Genomic DNA, 15,656 nt, shown 5'->3' with positions numbered 1-15,656 from the left:
GGATGCACCAATTACACCAATTTTATTAGGCAATGGATAAAGACATATCAATATAAAAAAAGAAAGCAAAAAAAGCCCGGACAACTAATTTCCCCATATGGAGCGAGAAAATTTGTGTCCAGGCTAATCAGTATACTCAACTTACCGCATAACATTCTCGTCACGAATTTCCCGTGTTAGCTTGTTGTAGTCAAGCGAATGCGAATATTCTGTGGGTCTACAGTAAACCAGTCCGTTCCTTGCTGTTCAATAGACGCATTCGATTGACGCAGTTGTTCTACAGCTTGTTCCAATGGTTCTTTTCCGTCATAAATGATGGTGAAGTAGTCAATTCCCGTCGCATTGTCCGGATTCACTGGTGCACCTGCACCAGCCCAAATGTTCAGGCCGATGTGATGGTGATAACCACCTGCCGACACAAACAGGGCGGACATGTTGGCGAAATTGCCAACGACATCAAAACCAAGCACTCCCGTATAGAAACGACGTGACTCTTCCAGACTGCGTACATGGAAATGAACATGACCAATGACCGTTCCGACAGGCAGGCCTTGCCACGGCTCGTTTGCGGCCAGAGCGAACAGGCTGTCTACATCAACAGGATCACTTGACATAATGTAGTTATTATCTGCATCCCGTTTCCAGGTGTCGCGGGCACGGTCTGCATAGATTTCGATCCCGTTCTGATCCGGATCGGAAATATAGAATGCTTCACTGACCAGATGATCACCCTGACCAATTTCGATGCCGGATTCAGCCAGATTACGGAGGGCAAGGCCCAGCGATTTACGGTCAGGCAGCAGAATAGCGAAATGATACAGGCCTGAAGTGGAGCGAACAGGCATCGTCACTGCATCGGTTAACTGCTCAAGGCGTAGGAGGGACTGCTTTCCATCGGCTGTCAACGTAGCGACTTTTTCACTGCGTTCAAGCAGTTTAAGCCCGACCACCTCGGTGTAAAATTGAATGGATCGCTCCAAATTGCTGATTCGCAGACTTACTTCACCCAGATGGGTTGTAGCAGGAATCTGATAAGTAGTAGTCATAATGATTTCCTCCTGAAAACAAGTTTAGTTGGTTTGTTAAGGTGCTGTCCTCGGCAATGTATTCGGGCTATTGTAAGGTCTGGCTCATGTAGATATGAGGCTCATCTGTACATTTATAAATAAGTTACTTTTCATAAGTTAATATAAAATATAAACCAACTTTCGTCAATTGTATTTTCGGTTTATAAATATAAAACAAAAATCCGGCTTCAGGGCCGGATCTCCAATGTTGATGTTGAGGACAAATCAATCTATATGCTTCTTGCCGCTTACGCCTTGGGTTTGGGAGCAGCTTTTTTTCTTTTGGCAGGAGCAGGAGTGTCCGTTTCTCCTCCAGCCGTCGCTTGTGCCGAGGTTTTCTTGGGAGTACGTTTTTTGGGTTTGGCTGTGGTGGTTCCAGGGTCGGAAGGTATGGGCTTCACAGCTTCAATACTTGCTTGCAGCGCTGCCATCAAATCCATGACATTGGCTTCCGGTTTGGCAGGGGCGATCTTGATTTCTTCACCTGCCACTTTGTGATTGATCAGATCCAGAAGTTTGGCGCGGTAGTCGTCTGTATATTTACCCGGTTCAAAAGGAGTAGATAACTGATCAATCAGCAGTTTTGCCATGGTCAATTCCTTCTCATTAACGTTCAGAACCTCTGGGAGGTTTGGAACCTGAGAAACGGGACGAATCTCATCCGGATAGAAAATGGTTTCCATGGAGAGGCAATCTTCCAGCACACGAATCGCAGCCAAACTGCTTTTGGAACGAATGGATATTTTGGCGATGCCAATTTTGCCTGTATCGCGCATAGCAGTCATTAACAGCTGATACGCGTTTCCACCCGCCTGATCAGGGGAGAGGTAATACGTTTTTTGAAAATAAATCGGATCAATCTCCGTTAAATCCACGAAGTCCAGAATGGTAATGGTTTTACTGCTGGACTCATTTAACGCCTCAAGCTCGTCCTTCTCGAACAAGACGAATTTGCCTTTCTCATACTCATATCCTTTGGTGATTTCTTCCCATTGAACCTCAACGTCGCAGGAAGGACATTTGCGTACATATGCGAGTGGACTACCGCAGACTTTGTGAATATAACGCATGGAGATGTCTTTGTCTTCGGTAGCCGAAAACATTTTGACAGGAACATGAACCAGACCAAAGCTAATTGCACCTTTCCAGACCGTATGCATGAACGGCTCCTTTCCGAGAACATTTTATGATTAGTATGGGCATTTCACGGGCGGGATAACCGTATTTGCCCGGAACGGTATGCTTCAGAAAGAGTGGGGGATGATAACAGAAACATCCTTAAGATCTGCATATGTCAACGCTGGTTAGAAAGAGGATGATATTAGTTATCAACTATCACGTAAGGAGGTACCCCATGAAGAACAAACGAGACGAAGATGAAGCTCACGCCCATACGTTCTCTCCGTATCCTCCTGCTGAGTCGGAAGGATCTGAGGATTTTCATACGCCTGCAACAGCGGTTAACTGGGAGGCTGTCACTTCAGAAGAGCTGCCGCTGGACCGGGAGTCGTTCATGCTGGATATTGACCGGATGGTGAATGAGGGCCTGGGCGGGGGACAAGTCACGGAAGATAACGGTTATATAGGTGATAGTACAACGGACAGTATGATTCGGGAATCACATGAAGATCCGGAAGGGGAGTATGAATAATCATGATGGATGTGCAACGCGCCAAAGCTATTTTTGAATCAAAGGATACGATTGCTGTTACGTTGGAGGGAGATCCGGTCTGGATCGAAAATGTAGATGAAGCCAACGGCATGGCAACGGTACAAGTAGGCAGCAGACCGGGAAATACCCAGACCGTTCGTGTAGATCGTTTGGAAGAATAGAAGCAAAAGGACGTGCTGCGGGATGTCCAAGAAAGGCCGGTGCCGTCAGGGACCGGTTTATTTGTCGTTCGTGTGAATGTTTGGCTTGGCTTCTATCCTGCTTCTGATCCTTCGATGTTGCGGGGGAAGAATGGGACCGATATAATAAGGTTCAAAGTGAACTCAGGCGGCAGGACCGCCAAAGGTGGGGCGTATATTGAATCAGACGCACGAGCAGTGGGTGTATCACTCCCATGGCATTGCAGATACAGAAGTACTCGCGTCCGCACTCGCTGAACAGGCAACCGCCGGCATGGTGATTGCACTGGACGGTGATCTGGGCGCGGGCAAAACAGCATTTTCACAGAAGTTTGCCTGGCATTTGGGTGTACGTGATGTGGTCAACAGCCCCACGTTTACACTGATTAAGGAATATGAAGGGCGTCTGCCCTTGTATCACATGGATGTGTATCGCATATCACTGGAAGAAGCGGACGAGCTTGGACTGGATGAGTATTTCTATGGAGCCGGAGTCAGTCTGGTGGAATGGTCCAGCATTATTCCCGAATTGCTGCCGCAAGAACACTTGCATGTGCAGATCGAGACGACAGGTCCTGAGGATCGAACGATTACGCTGGATGGGTATGGTGAGACGTATGCTGCCATGTGCCAACAGTTCAGACAGAATGGAGTCAAATGATGATGGAAGATTTACAAAAAAAGCCGCGCCAGCGGTTTTTGGCGTTGGATACGTCGACTGCGGTGATGGCAGCCTCAGTTATGGAAGGTCACGCCCTTCTGGAAGAACGCAATGAACGGGCAGAACGCAACCATTCAGTGCACGTGGTGCCTGTGATGGAGCAGCTGCTGAAAGCCAGCGGCACGCAGCCGGGACAGCTGGACGGCATTGCCGTCGGCATTGGCCCAGGCTCGTACACGGGCATCCGCATTGCGGTGACCGCGGCGAAGACGCTGGCCTGGGCATGGGACATCCCCGTTGCCGGGGTGTCCAGCCTTCAGGCTCTGGCCTGGGGCGGCTGGCACAGCGGCCTCGCCGCCAAGGCCGAAGCTGCGGCAGAGGATGCCGCAGCAGGGGCTGGCGGAACGCCATCCGCGGACCAGGGCGGCACAGGTGCCGCCCCTGTCCACTGGATCGTTCCGCTCGTGGATGCACGGCGCGGTCAAGCCTATACCGCGCTGTTTGCCTCCGCCGGGAGCGCTGCGCCCCGGCGGCTCGCACCGGATGCCATCCGTCTGGTGGACGGATGGCTGGAAGCCCTCGCCGCCCGCATGGCGGAGGCGGCGCCGGAAGAGCGGCCCGCTGCCGTCTGGATTGTCGGCGAGACGGGCCCGCATGCGGCAGCAGCGGCTGAGCTTTGCTGCCCCGCAGGAACGGCGCTCCAGCTCGTGCCCTATGAGCTGGAAGGCCGCTGGGTTGGGCGCCTAGGCGCCGAAGCGCTGCTTGCAGGTCAGCGAGATGACGTGCATGCACTGGTACCCAACTATACCCAGCTGGCTGAAGCGGAAGCCAACCTGCTGCGCAAAGGCTAAAAGAGGTTGTTCAAAAAGTCCGCTTTTGATTACGAAGGATGCCTAGTGGCATCATCAGCATCGAATATGGAATTCAGCCGAAATAAGCGGATGCTTGCGAAGTATGTTTCCTTCGGAAACATTGTAGTTGCTCACGTAGTTTTCCCTACGCTCCGCTACTCCATTTCTAACTGCATCCCATCTTCTCGATACTGAAAACCGGTCTTTTTGAACACGCACTAAAGGGGGAGGGGAAGCAGATGGACAACGTGGAGAAAGAAGAGCAGGAAGCAGCGTTTCAGTTCAGGTTCATGACTCTGGATGATATTCCCGATGTAATGATTATTGAACATGAAGCCTTCACCCTGCCTTGGACGGAAGAAGCGTTTCAGAATGAATTGACACACAATCATTTTGCAAAATATATGGTCATGGAATTGGAAGGAACGGCGATCGGCTATGCCGGCATGTGGACGATCATGGATGAAGCCCACATTACCAATATTGCGGTCAGGGAAGCCTATCGTGGACGCAAGCTGGGCGAGAAGCTGCTGGACGAATTGATGAGAACAGCGGCTTATCTCGGGATGTTACGAATGACCCTGGAAGTCAGGGTTTCGAATCGGATTGCCCAGAGCTTGTATCAGAAAAAAGGGTTTGAATCGGCGGGTCTTCGCAAAGGCTATTACTCCGACAATGGGGAGGATGCGATGATTATGTGGGCGAATTTGCCGCCCGCAGACCGAAGCGGCGAAGAGGAAGGAAGCGTAACGGATTCATGAATGATTTCAAGGAAAAGCTAAGTTCGGAACCATCTTATATATTGGCTGTGGAGACAAGCTGTGATGAAACATCCGTTGCGGTAGTCAAGGATGGACGGGAAGTGCTGTCTAATCTGATCTCCAGTCAGATCGAGACACATAAGGCATTTGGCGGCGTTGTGCCTGAAGTGGCTTCGCGTAAACACGTTGAAGTCATTACATTGATGTTGAAGCAGGCTATTGAGCAATCGGGCATTCGTCCCCGTGATCTGAGCGCGATCGCCGTCACGCAAGGGCCTGGCCTGGTCGGTGCATTGCTGGTCGGTATCGTGGCAGCGAAAACGATGGCCATGGCGCTTGGCAAACCGCTTATAGGTACACATCATATTGCAGGACATATCTATGCCAACAGACTTACCCATGAGCTGCAATATCCAGCGATGGCACTGGTTGTTTCGGGTGGTCATACAGAGCTTGTGCATATGGAATCCGAAGGCAAGTTTAAACTGATCGGGCGTACGCGTGATGATGCAGTAGGCGAGGCTTATGACAAAGTGGCCCGTGCACTGGGTTGTCCCTACCCGGGAGGACCGCATGTGGACCGGATGGCTGCTGAAGCCGAGCAGGCGGTACCTTTGCCGCGCGTCTGGCTTGAAGCGGATTCGTATGATTTCAGTCTTAGCGGCTTGAAATCTGCTGTACTGAATGTGTTGAATCAAGCCAAAATGCGTGGAGAAACACTTGAACCATCTGCTGTGGCAAGGGGCTTTCAGGAAGCTGTTGTTGAAGTGCTGGTAGAGAAAGCGGTAAGGGCTGTCCGTGAGTATGGATCACGTCAATTGCTGTTATGCGGTGGCGTTGCGGCAAACCGGGGATTGCGTTTAGCTTTGCAGGAGCGTTGTGCGAAGGAAGGGCTCGAATTGCTGATCCCGCCGATGGAATATTGCACCGACAATGCAGCGATGATTGGAGCTGCGGCATATTTGAAATGGCAGCGGGGAGAAATCTCGGAATTCGATGCCAAAGCAGATCCTGGACTTTCACTTGAGGCATGGTCAGTTCAATCGCTATAGAATAATTCATGTATATCCATACTTGACAGCCTCATATGAAGACTGTATATTAATTACAAATTAAATCAGGAATTCGATATGTTCAACTAAACATTTACACGATAGCGGAGAGGACAGAAATAACCTGGAGAAGCGAAGCGTTCGCCTTTATCACCGGATTTTCCCTTTTAGAGAAGGGAATCAAAGAAATCTGGGGATAACAGCGATCGGAAGGTTGTTCAGTCATCGGAGCGCCAGTGTAAATACTCATTTGTTGACTTATATAGATTCCTGAACTGAAAACGCAATGAACAGGAACAGTAGGGTAATTCCCGGTCATAGAGAGCTGCGGGGTGGTGCAACGCAGTCGAAGGAAACCTGAAACTCACCTGGAAGCGGAACGATGGAACACGGTAACTCCCCGGGAGAAGCCGAAGGCCGATGATGGCCCAAAGTACATGGTTACGGGTTGCCTCCGTGAAAGGGCCGTTGTTGATGGAATACGGATGACATATCGGTAGAAAATCAACAATAACTGAGGGGGCTTTTGTCACTTTGGGCAATGATAACGGTATGGACGCATACAGGATCAGCTCGAAGAAAATGAAAGTCAACAAGAGTGGTACCGCGAAGGTGAACAGCCTGTCGTCTCTTGCAATATTGCAGGAGATGGCAGGCTTTTTTGATTCTCAAAATGGTGATGGGTCCATGATCACATATCATAAATGTAATGAACGGGAGCAGTAAAACGATAAAGCGCACAGAGAGCTGCGGGGTGGTGCGACGCAGCAGCTGAAATCGTTCGAATCTCGCCCGGGAACGGAGCTATGGAAGCATGGAGACCGATGTCTCATCCCATTGTCCTTGCGGACGAATGGGCATGTGGTACACAGCAACGGCTAACCCCCGTTACAGGGTGTTTCTCCGGCTGTCGGTTGTACGTGTTGCATGTACGCAGAGACAACTGATATGCCCGGAGACGACGAGGTGGATGGTGCCTGGCGCAAGCCTGGACCATCAAGCAAGAGTGGTACCGCGGAGGGATAATAACCCGCCGTCTCTTAGATGAGATGGCGGGTTATTTGTGTTTGCTGCCGGCAGCAGGGTGGGCGATGGGAATCAATAATCACAGTTAAAAGAAAATACGCATGGTGTGCAAGTCGACGTGCACACTGGCATGGATTGCGAAATGAATAAACATAGAAAACGAGAATTGAACGCTTCGTTCTGATCCCCAGTAACGAATAATCATTCAAAATTGATGGAGGTTAATGGATATGACAACGAACAATAACAAACGCATGATAGAGATTTTTGATACAACACTGCGTGATGGAGAACAAGCACCGGGAGCGAGTCTGCAGCCTGAGCAAAAAATTGAACTGGCACATCAGTTGGCTTCTCTGGGCATTGACGTCATCGAGCCTGGATTCCCGATCTCAAGTCCAGGTGAGTTCGCGGCGGTTCAGGCGATATCCAGACAACTGCAAAATGTGGAGATTTGCGGATTTGCGCGTGCGGTCAAAGGGGATATAGATGCAGCCGTTCGAGCAACGGCTGACGCAGCACGCCGCCGAATTCACCTGTTTATCTCCTCTTCGGACATTCATATTGAGCATCAACTGCGCCGTCCGCGCAGTGAAGTGGTGGCTACCGCGCGGGAGATGGTCTCCTATGCACGTCAGTTCACGGATATTGTGGAATTCACCGCCATGGATGCGGCTCGTACGAAGATGGATGATCTGATCGAGATGGTTGAAGTGGCCATAGAAGCGGGAGCAAGTATTATCAACTTGCCAGATACAGTCGGGTACGCACTGCCGCATGAATATGGAGAGATGTTCCGTCAGGTACGTGAGGGTGCAAGGGGCGGAGACAAGGTTCGCTACAGCGCACACTGTCATAATGACTTGGGGCTTGCGGTTGCGAACAGTCTGGCTGCCATTGCCAACGGTGCTTCCCAGATTGAAGTAACCATTAACGGTGTGGGAGAACGGACGGGCAACTGTGCACTGGAGGAGCTGATTATGGCTCTGGAGACACGGGGAGACGTGATTGGCGCAACGACGAATATCAAACTGAACCAGATGTATGAGACATCCCGTCAGATTAGCCGTGCCATGCATTTCCCGATTGCCTACAACAAACCGGTGGTGGGACGCAATGCTTTCCAGCATGAGTCTGGTATTCATCAGGATGGTTTGCTCAAGAACCGGAGTACGTATGAGATTATGGACCCGGAAGCGCTGGGGATTCCACGCAGCATGATTATTCTGGGCAAACACTCCGGTCGTCACGCTTTGAAAGATCGGGTCCGCAAATATGGTTTTGAACCGGATGAGCAGCAGATGGAACAACTGTATGAGGTATTTAAAGAAACTGCCGATCAACAAAAAGTGGTCAGTGATGATCAGTTATTGCAGATGGTTAGCCAAACTATGAATATCCCTGCACAGGATTATGAGCTGGTTGAGTTGCAGGTCACCGCAGGCAGCATGACCGATCGAATGGCAGCAGTTCGTATTCGTACGAGCGCAGGGGAGCATTCCTATTCTGCGGTTGGTGGTGGTCCGGTAGATGCAACCATTCGTGCGATTGGCCAAAGTATTTCGGACGATATTACGTTTGTCGACATGGAGATGCACGCGCTGAGCGGAGGAGAGGCAGCGAGTGCGGAAGCCGCGGTTACCGTGGAGCGTGCAGGACGTGAATTCAGAGGGACAGCCACTCACAATGATATTGTCATGGCTGCGGGTCTGGCGTATGTCGCAGCTTGTAATGCTGCCGGATTGAAGGCAGAGTCTTCCGAGAGTGATGAACCTATACACGCATAATAGTACTTCAGCAAATCACATAAATTTGTGATCACAAGCAGACCAATGGCAGGCCTTGAATACAGAGGTCTGCTTTTGTCCTTTTATAGGAGATAAAAAGAGAATGAATGATTACGTTTGTCAAGATGTGAGTATAATTATCCACATATCCAGTGCAAATTGTGGGTAACTGCACCAAAGTCAAACCAGTAATGTTTTCGAAAATAAAAAGCATTAGGGGATAGAATGTCTGCTATATATCCACAAAGTTGTGGATAATGTGTATAACTCGGTGGATAAATATGGTTTTTGTGCAAAATAAGCTATTCTACCGCCGTATAATTAAATAGATTCGATTGTTGGCTATCTTGCTTTTTTGTGGATAAATATGATGCTGCCGAGCGGAAAAAAATTTTTCGGATTTCGAGTGAATTTGACAAATATGAAAACACCCTTGTCAAATCTCTCCCATTATAATCAACAAAAAAAGCTGACCCCATCTAGGAATCAGCTTTTACTGTAGTTGCTTGTTCGGTATAAGAGTGCAGTATGGATTAGATTGAAAAAGGTCATCTCCGCTGCTATTCCAGAGCTAATTCTTCCCACTCTTCGTAAGCCTTGGCAAGTTGAAGCTTGTGATCCTCCGCCGACTCTTGGAGTTCTTGCAGCTTCATATAATCCTGATATATTTCAGGCAGAGCCATCTGTGCCTCAAGCTCCGTAATCTCCGTTTCCAGCTTCGCAATCTGTTGTTCCAGAGCCTCCTGCTTGCGCTGGCGGTTACGTTCTTCCCGCTTGGCCTGTTTGTCGGCTTCGAATGAGGCGGCACCGGATTTCTCGGTTACGGATAGGCTCGGGTCAGACTTGGCCGAGTTCTTGGAAGAGGCAAGGCGTGCTTCAGCAGCTTCACGCGCGATGTCTTCAAGCTCCTGTTTCTTCTCCACATAATCATCATAGTTGCCGAGGTAATGCTCTGTCCCACCGGGGTGCAGTTCGACAATACGCTCAGCCATTTTATTGAGGAAATACCGGTCATGCGAGATGAACAATAATGTGCCCTCATAGTCCATCAGCGCCGCTTCAAGCACTTCTTTGGCGAAGAGATCGAGATGGTTCGTAGGCTCATCCAGAATGAGCATGTTGGCTTCCTTGAGCATGAGCTTGGAGAGAGAGACACGTGCCTTTTCTCCACCACTGAGGGATGAGATTTTTTTGAGCACATCATCTCCACTGAACAGGAAGTTGCCAAGCACCGTACGAATTCTCGCTTCCTCCATGCCGGGATAGGCACTCCACAGCTCTTCCAATACCGTATTGGAAGGGTTAAGTCCTGTCTGCTCCTGATCATAATAGCCAATCTGCACTTTGGTTCCCCATTGGATCTCACCGCTTACGGGGCGTAAACTTCCAGTGAGGCATTTCAGCATGGTGGATTTTCCGATTCCGTTCGGCCCTATCAATGCAACCGTCTCCCCGCGTCTTAGATCAAATGAGACATTGCGGAACAACGGAGAAGCCTCATCGTAGGCAACCGAAAGCTGATCCACACGGAGCACTTCCTTGCCGGACATAACAGCCGTTTCAAAAGAGAAGTGAGCTTTCTTCAGATCTCCCATTGGTTTGTCGAGCCGTTCCATCTTATCGAGTGCCTTGCGGCGGCTCTGCGCCCGTTTGGTCGTTGAAGCCCGCACGATATTCTTCTGAACAAACTCCTCCATCTTGGAGATTTCATCCTGCTGTTTCTCATATTGCTTCATCTGGCTTTCATATTCAGCAGCTTTAAGTTCCATATACCGACTGTAATTGCCTGTATATTTTTTGGAGCGGTGCCGCTCGATCTCCACGATGGTTGTGACAAGCCGATCAAGGAAATACCGGTCATGGGATACAACAAGCAGGGCACCTGAATAACCCCTCAGGTAATCTTCAAGCCACGTCAGAGTGGCGATGTCGAGATAGTTGGTAGGCTCGTCCAGCATGAGCAGGTCAGGGGCTTGAAGCAAAATTCGAGCAAGCGCAAGACGTGTCTTTTGCCCGCCGCTCAGCGTGGCAATCGGGGTGTTTGGCGAGAATTCACCGAATCCCATTCCGTGCAGAATACTGCGAATACGGGTTTCCATCTCATAACCGCCATGATCCTTGAACCAGTCAGAGCGTTTGGCATAACGCTCAAGCAGATCGGCATATTTCTTTTCATCTTCCATCTGAGCCGGGTCGGCAATATCCTGTTCCATTTGACGCAACTCCGCTTCTGCCTGGGTCAGATGGGCAAATACATTCATCATTTCTTCCCATATGGAGCGATCGGATTGCAGTCCACTGTTCTGCGCGAGATAACCAAGTGTCGTTTCCTTGGATTTGAATATTTGTCCGCCATCGTAAGACATTTCCCCAGCCACAATTTTAAGCAAAGTGGATTTCCCTGCGCCATTAACACCAACGAGGCCGATGCGCTCGCGTTCTAATATTTGTAAGTTCACGCCGTCCAGGATTGGATCGACACCAAAACGTTTGATAATTCCGGATACTTGCAGCAGCATAAAATTAAGTTCCTCCATGGTCCAGTTCTTGATTTGACAACTACATCCCAGTTTACATGAAATACAGAGCAAATGCACCGATTAGGAGTGCCTGGGGCGTGTAGTCTTTTTGGTCAATCAATGATAAACTGAAAGAAGGCATGTTAATACATGAGGATTTTGCAGAAAATGAATCATTTTAACGATTTCAACACGATGACAACTGTGCATAACATATAAATGGTTTTAATTGAGAGCTAGTTTACCTTCTCGATCAACAGGAGGTTATTCAAAGACATGCAGGATCATACGGAATTGAAAAGCCGCCTTCGTTCCAAACTGAGACAGAGCCGGGATCTGATGGATGAAACCATGCGTCAGCAGGTGATGAATGAGATTAATGTGGTGACGAAGCGGGAGCTGGAGCGTCTTAGACAGGACAAATGGAAGCTGGGGAGCAAGCCGCTTGTGATATTCAGCTATTTGTCTTATGGAGGCGAAGCATCCACAGCCTTTTTATTTGAAGAGGGCTGGAGGCATGGAGATGTGATGCTCGCACCAAAAGTGCAAGCGAATCCGGCTCGAATGGAATTGCGGCGTGTCGTGGGTGCACAGGATATTCAACCGGGAATATGGGGGATACCTGAACCCAGGGATTCCTGTGAAGTGATGCAACCTGATCGCTGGCCTGATATTGACCTTGTCATAGTACCAGGGCTGGGATATGACCTCCATGGAGGGCGCATTGGATACGGCGGCGGTTATTATGATCGTTTTGCCGAGACACTTGCAGCAAAGTGCACGATGACGGACAAAAGACCACGTATGGCTGCATTTGTATTGCCTGGCCAGCTGCAGAACGAAATTCCGATGGACCCGCTTGATCTGCGGCTTGATCTGTTGATAACAACCGAAGGTATATTACATATCGAATAAAGGGTTGTGATGTGATTGAATTCAGAAGCGAATAACGACCAGGCTTTCAGCAGTAAACTGACTCATTTTAATGAACAGGGACGAGCTCGAATGGTTGATATTTCGGGTAAGGAAAGTACCGTGCGTACAGCTGTGGCGGTATCCAAAGTGACGATGAATCCGGCTACGCTTGAAGCGATTCGGGAGGGCCGCATCGGCAAAGGTGACGTTCTGGCTGTGGCTCAGATTGCGGGTATCCAGGGCGCGAAGAAAACATCAGACTGGATTCCGATGTGCCATCCATTGGCATTGACGGGTGTGGATATCCGTTTTCATGACAACGGTGTCGATGAACTGCAGATTGAAGTTACGGTCAAAACCGAAGGGAAGACAGGTGTCGAGATGGAGGCGCTCACGGCGGCCTCGGCTGCGGCACTGACGATCTATGACATGTGTAAAGCCATGCAAAAAGATATGATGATTGGTCCAACCATGCTGAATTCCAAGAGTGGTGGCAAGAACGGCGATTTCAGCCGATAAAGGACATTTATTTTCATAAAGGAGAAGGGTGATCTTTATGGTGTGGAGAACAGCAATCCTGACAGCCAGCGACAAAGGGGCCCGCGGGGAACGTGAGGATACGAGTGCCCAAGTGATCCGGGAGCTTGTGGAAGAAGAACTGGGTGGGGAAATCGTGGAGTACCGCATCGTTCCGGATGAACCCGATGAGATTATTGCGGCTTTGATTGAGATGACAGATTATTTTCACGCTGATTTGGTATTGACCACAGGGGGTACGGAGCTTGCGATTCGTGATATTACTCCGGAAGCGACCCGGCGGGTTATCGAACGGGAAGTTCCAGGCATGGCTGAAGCCATGAGATACAGTGTCATGGGCAAGAATCGTTCTGCGATGCTGTTCCGTGGCGTATGCGGCATTCGCGGACGTACATTGATTGTCAACCTGCCAGGTACACCGAAGGGTGTGCATGAGCATTTGGCGGCCATTATGGACCAACTTCCGGAAGCTCTGTTAATGGTTACAGGTCAGTTCAAGCAATAAGTGAGAAATGGCCTTAGCAGCAGGTGTGAAATCAAGCAGGAAAAAAGATTGGGTATCGAGGTCTTTTTGTGAAAAATGTGGGTTATGTAAGTGGTTACATCTATGGTATGATTGACATAATTCTGATAGTAGACAAGACATCTTTTGAGAATGCATAAAGAGTGCGCGATCCAAAAGCTTGAAGCTAGGAGGGATAACAATGGGATTTGGGGGCATTGGAACCACAGGAGTCATTTTGCTGGTCATCGTTGCTTTGCTTTTGTTCGGTCCGAACAAGCTGCCGGAACTGGGACGCGCCGTTGGGCGTACTTTCCGTGAATTCAAGGAAGGGGCCCGCGACATCATCTCGGATGACAATTCATCCAAGCGCAAAGAGCAGGAAAAAGCGAACCCGGCAGTGTCAGAAGCTGTACAGGTAGACAAGCCGGAGGATAAACGCCTGCCGGAATAATTGTGACGGCAATGAATGAGAACTCCCTTCCCGCTGGAAGGGTTTTGTATTTTAAAGCTGACAACCATGGAGGGCAGGAATGACGCAGCAGAATGAAGAAATGACCCTTACGGAACATTTAAGTGAGCTGCGCAAGCGGCTAATCTATGTGTTAAGCCTTTTTGTGTTGGGTCTGGTAGCAGGATTTTTTGTAGCAGACCCGGTGTATCGCTACTTGACAAAGGCAGAGACGGCGCAAGGTTTTGTGCTCCATGCCTTCTCGTTCTGGGACGGGATCGGGATCTACATGAAGATTGCCGGTCTGTTCTCATTAATTATTACGCTGCCGTTTACCGTGTATCAGATTTGGAAGTTTGTTAGTCCAGGGCTGCGACCGATGGAGCGGAAAGCTACATTGCGTTATGTTCCTTATGTGCTTTTGTTGTTTCTGTTCGGTCTGGCGTTCTCCTATTATGTTGTGTTCCCGATGGCATTGGCCTTTACAACATCAATTACGGAGAAGATGGGGCTTGTGGAGACGTATGGAATGAAGCAGTACTTTAGCTTTTTGTTTGGCATTGTACTTCCGGTTTCCCTGTTGTTTGAGCTTCCATTAATCATTATGTTCCTGACAGGACTGCGAATATTGAATCCAATTCGACTTCGCAAAATGCGCAGGATGGCTTATTTTGTCCTGATCTTCATTGCGGTTGTGGTTACACCGCCTGACTTTATATCCGATTTTCTCGTGATGATTCCCTTGCTTCTGTTATATGAGATCAGTGTGTTTCTGTCTGGCTTTGTGTATCGCAAACAGCTTGCAGCTGATGCGGAGGCTGAATCCCGTTACATCCGTGCCGAGGATAAGCAGAGTGCAGTATAACAAGAGAGGAATTTCATCCGCTTGTTGAAACGGTAATGATCTTGTATGATGCCCGTCCTGGGATAAGCCGATCGTTTCTTACCCGGGATATGAAGGGCTGTAGAGCGATAGCTTTTACAGCTTTTAGTCAGACATACGGGACAAGTAGGCATATTATGTTCAACAATGGATACAATGGAAAAGGGCTGCCTGAAACGTTGCAGGAGGACCAATGGATTCTGTGGAATAAGTTATATGGTATTTATGACATTTGCTCAGGTAAATCGGGCGTTTTTTGGCTGGGGTGGTGTAAATACAACGTAAAATCTCGCAGGAATTCATGAAAAGGACTTGAAATCATGCTTCAAGTTGAAGTATCATAAAGTTGGTTGTTAGCACTGAACACTGTCGAGTGCTAATACATATGGCTACAACCTACAAAGCAACGTTATATAATTTCAAAAGGAGGCTATTTTTCATGATCAGACCTTTAGGTGAACGCGTATTGGTAGAACCACTGGAGCAAGAGCAAACTACTTCTTTCGGGATCGTACTGCCGGACTCCGCTAAAGAAAAACCGCAAGAGGGTAAAATTATTGCTGTTGGCGCCGGAGTATTGAAAGACGGAGTACGTGTAGCTCTGGAAGTGAAAGAAGGAGATCGCGTTATTTTCTCCAAATATGCCGGTACAGAAATCAAGTTCGAAGGTAAAGAATATTTGATTATGAAAGAAAGCGATATTCACGCGATTCTCGACTAATTCAAATTTAATCGGTTAACCGAACCATATAGCAACACCATTTTACACAATATTCTAGGGAGGTTTTCTTAA

Annotated in this window: 17 protein-coding genes and 1 other annotated feature; of the genes, 14 read left to right on the top strand and 3 right to left on the bottom strand. The window is 48.9% G+C overall.

Annotation, left to right across the window (positions count from 1 at the left end):
- Positions 1-176: 176 nt before the first annotated feature.
- Positions 177-1,046: a VOC family protein gene (locus Q0V21_RS15910; RefSeq protein WP_301879649.1), complete on the bottom strand. Its 870-nt coding sequence runs from the start codon at positions 1,044-1,046 to the stop codon at positions 177-179.
- 269 nt (positions 1,047-1,315) lie between these two features.
- Entirely contained in the window at positions 1,316-2,227 is a 912-nt protein-coding gene (gene ku / locus Q0V21_RS15905) for a non-homologous end joining protein Ku (protein ID WP_024632869.1), read from the bottom strand.
- Between the two features lie 194 nt (positions 2,228-2,421).
- Here ku and Q0V21_RS15900 point away from each other — a divergent pair, with 194 nt between their 5' ends.
- The 8 genes from Q0V21_RS15900 (at position 2,422) to Q0V21_RS15870 (ending at position 9,056) form a co-directional block, all read left to right on the top strand.
- Positions 2,422-2,718: a hypothetical protein gene (locus Q0V21_RS15900; RefSeq protein ID WP_301879648.1), complete on the top strand. Its 297-nt coding sequence runs from the start codon at positions 2,422-2,424 to the stop codon at positions 2,716-2,718.
- 5 nt (positions 2,719-2,723) lie between these two features.
- Complete coding sequence (locus Q0V21_RS15895) at positions 2,724-2,900, top strand: H-type small acid-soluble spore protein (RefSeq protein ID WP_024632867.1); 177 nt, start codon at positions 2,724-2,726, stop codon at positions 2,898-2,900.
- Between the two features lie 196 nt (positions 2,901-3,096).
- Complete coding sequence (gene tsaE / locus Q0V21_RS15890; RefSeq protein ID WP_024632866.1) at positions 3,097-3,579, top strand: tRNA (adenosine(37)-N6)-threonylcarbamoyltransferase complex ATPase subunit type 1 TsaE; 483 nt, start codon at positions 3,097-3,099, stop codon at positions 3,577-3,579.
- 2 nt (positions 3,580-3,581) lie between these two features.
- Positions 3,582-4,430 (top strand): tRNA (adenosine(37)-N6)-threonylcarbamoyltransferase complex dimerization subunit type 1 TsaB, encoded by an 849-nt coding sequence (tsaB, locus tag Q0V21_RS15885; protein WP_301879799.1) that lies wholly within the window; start codon positions 3,582-3,584, stop codon positions 4,428-4,430.
- A 239-nt stretch (positions 4,431-4,669) separates the two neighbouring features.
- On the top strand, positions 4,670-5,191 hold the full coding sequence (gene rimI, locus Q0V21_RS15880; RefSeq protein WP_301879647.1) for a ribosomal protein S18-alanine N-acetyltransferase: 522 nt from the start codon (positions 4,670-4,672) through the stop codon (positions 5,189-5,191).
- Positions 5,188-6,243, top strand: coding sequence for a tRNA (adenosine(37)-N6)-threonylcarbamoyltransferase complex transferase subunit TsaD (gene tsaD / locus Q0V21_RS15875; protein ID WP_301879646.1), 1,056 nt, complete (start codon positions 5,188-5,190; stop codon positions 6,241-6,243). Before rimI ends, tsaD begins: the two co-directional genes overlap by 4 nt.
- A 534-nt stretch (positions 6,244-6,777) precedes the next feature.
- On the top strand, positions 6,778-6,969 hold the full coding sequence (locus tag Q0V21_RS33015) for a hypothetical protein (RefSeq protein ID WP_443146108.1): 192 nt from the start codon (positions 6,778-6,780) through the stop codon (positions 6,967-6,969).
- Positions 6,944-7,287 (top strand) — a binding site (T-box leader). (Overlaps the previous gene by 26 nt.)
- Positions 7,288-7,499: 212 nt before the next feature.
- Positions 7,500-9,056, top strand: coding sequence for a 2-isopropylmalate synthase (locus Q0V21_RS15870; protein WP_079350909.1), 1,557 nt, complete (start codon positions 7,500-7,502; stop codon positions 9,054-9,056).
- A 560-nt stretch (positions 9,057-9,616) separates the two neighbouring features.
- Here the strand turns inward: Q0V21_RS15870 and Q0V21_RS15865 are convergent.
- The gene (locus tag Q0V21_RS15865; protein ID WP_024630752.1) at positions 9,617-11,575 is read right to left on the bottom strand and encodes an ABC-F family ATP-binding cassette domain-containing protein; all 1,959 of its coding nucleotides are present in this window, start codon (positions 11,573-11,575) and stop codon (positions 9,617-9,619) included.
- A 276-nt stretch (positions 11,576-11,851) separates the two neighbouring features.
- Here Q0V21_RS15865 and Q0V21_RS15860 point away from each other — a divergent pair, with 276 nt between their 5' ends.
- The 6 genes from Q0V21_RS15860 to groES all read left to right on the top strand — a co-directional run bounded on the left by Q0V21_RS15860 (position 11,852) and on the right by groES (position 15,584).
- A complete protein-coding gene (locus Q0V21_RS15860; protein ID WP_301879645.1) occupies positions 11,852-12,490 on the top strand; it encodes a 5-formyltetrahydrofolate cyclo-ligase in 639 nt (212 codons plus the stop codon).
- Between the two features lie 15 nt (positions 12,491-12,505).
- A complete protein-coding gene (gene moaC, locus Q0V21_RS15855; RefSeq protein WP_301879644.1) occupies positions 12,506-13,009 on the top strand; it encodes a cyclic pyranopterin monophosphate synthase MoaC in 504 nt (167 codons plus the stop codon).
- Positions 13,010-13,046: 37 nt separating this feature from the next.
- Positions 13,047-13,532: a MogA/MoaB family molybdenum cofactor biosynthesis protein gene (locus Q0V21_RS15850; protein WP_024630749.1), complete on the top strand. Its 486-nt coding sequence runs from the start codon at positions 13,047-13,049 to the stop codon at positions 13,530-13,532.
- Between the two features lie 199 nt (positions 13,533-13,731).
- Positions 13,732-13,983 carry a twin-arginine translocase TatA/TatE family subunit gene (gene tatA / locus Q0V21_RS15845; RefSeq protein ID WP_301879643.1) on the top strand — a complete coding sequence of 84 codons (252 nt, stop codon included), beginning with the start codon at positions 13,732-13,734 and terminating at the stop codon, positions 13,981-13,983.
- Positions 13,984-14,062: 79 nt separating this feature from the next.
- Positions 14,063-14,845, top strand: a complete 783-nt coding sequence (gene tatC / locus Q0V21_RS15840; RefSeq protein WP_079350907.1) for a twin-arginine translocase subunit TatC — start codon at positions 14,063-14,065, stop codon at positions 14,843-14,845.
- Between the two features lie 457 nt (positions 14,846-15,302).
- Complete coding sequence (gene groES, locus Q0V21_RS15835) at positions 15,303-15,584, top strand: co-chaperone GroES (RefSeq protein ID WP_024630746.1); 282 nt, start codon at positions 15,303-15,305, stop codon at positions 15,582-15,584.
- Positions 15,585-15,656: the final 72 nt, after the last annotated feature.

The organism is Paenibacillus sp. 11B (assembly GCF_030487755.1).
GTDB lineage: Bacteria > Bacillota > Bacilli > Paenibacillales > Paenibacillaceae > Paenibacillus > Paenibacillus vandeheii.
This window is presented reverse-complemented; position numbering and strand designations above follow the sequence as displayed.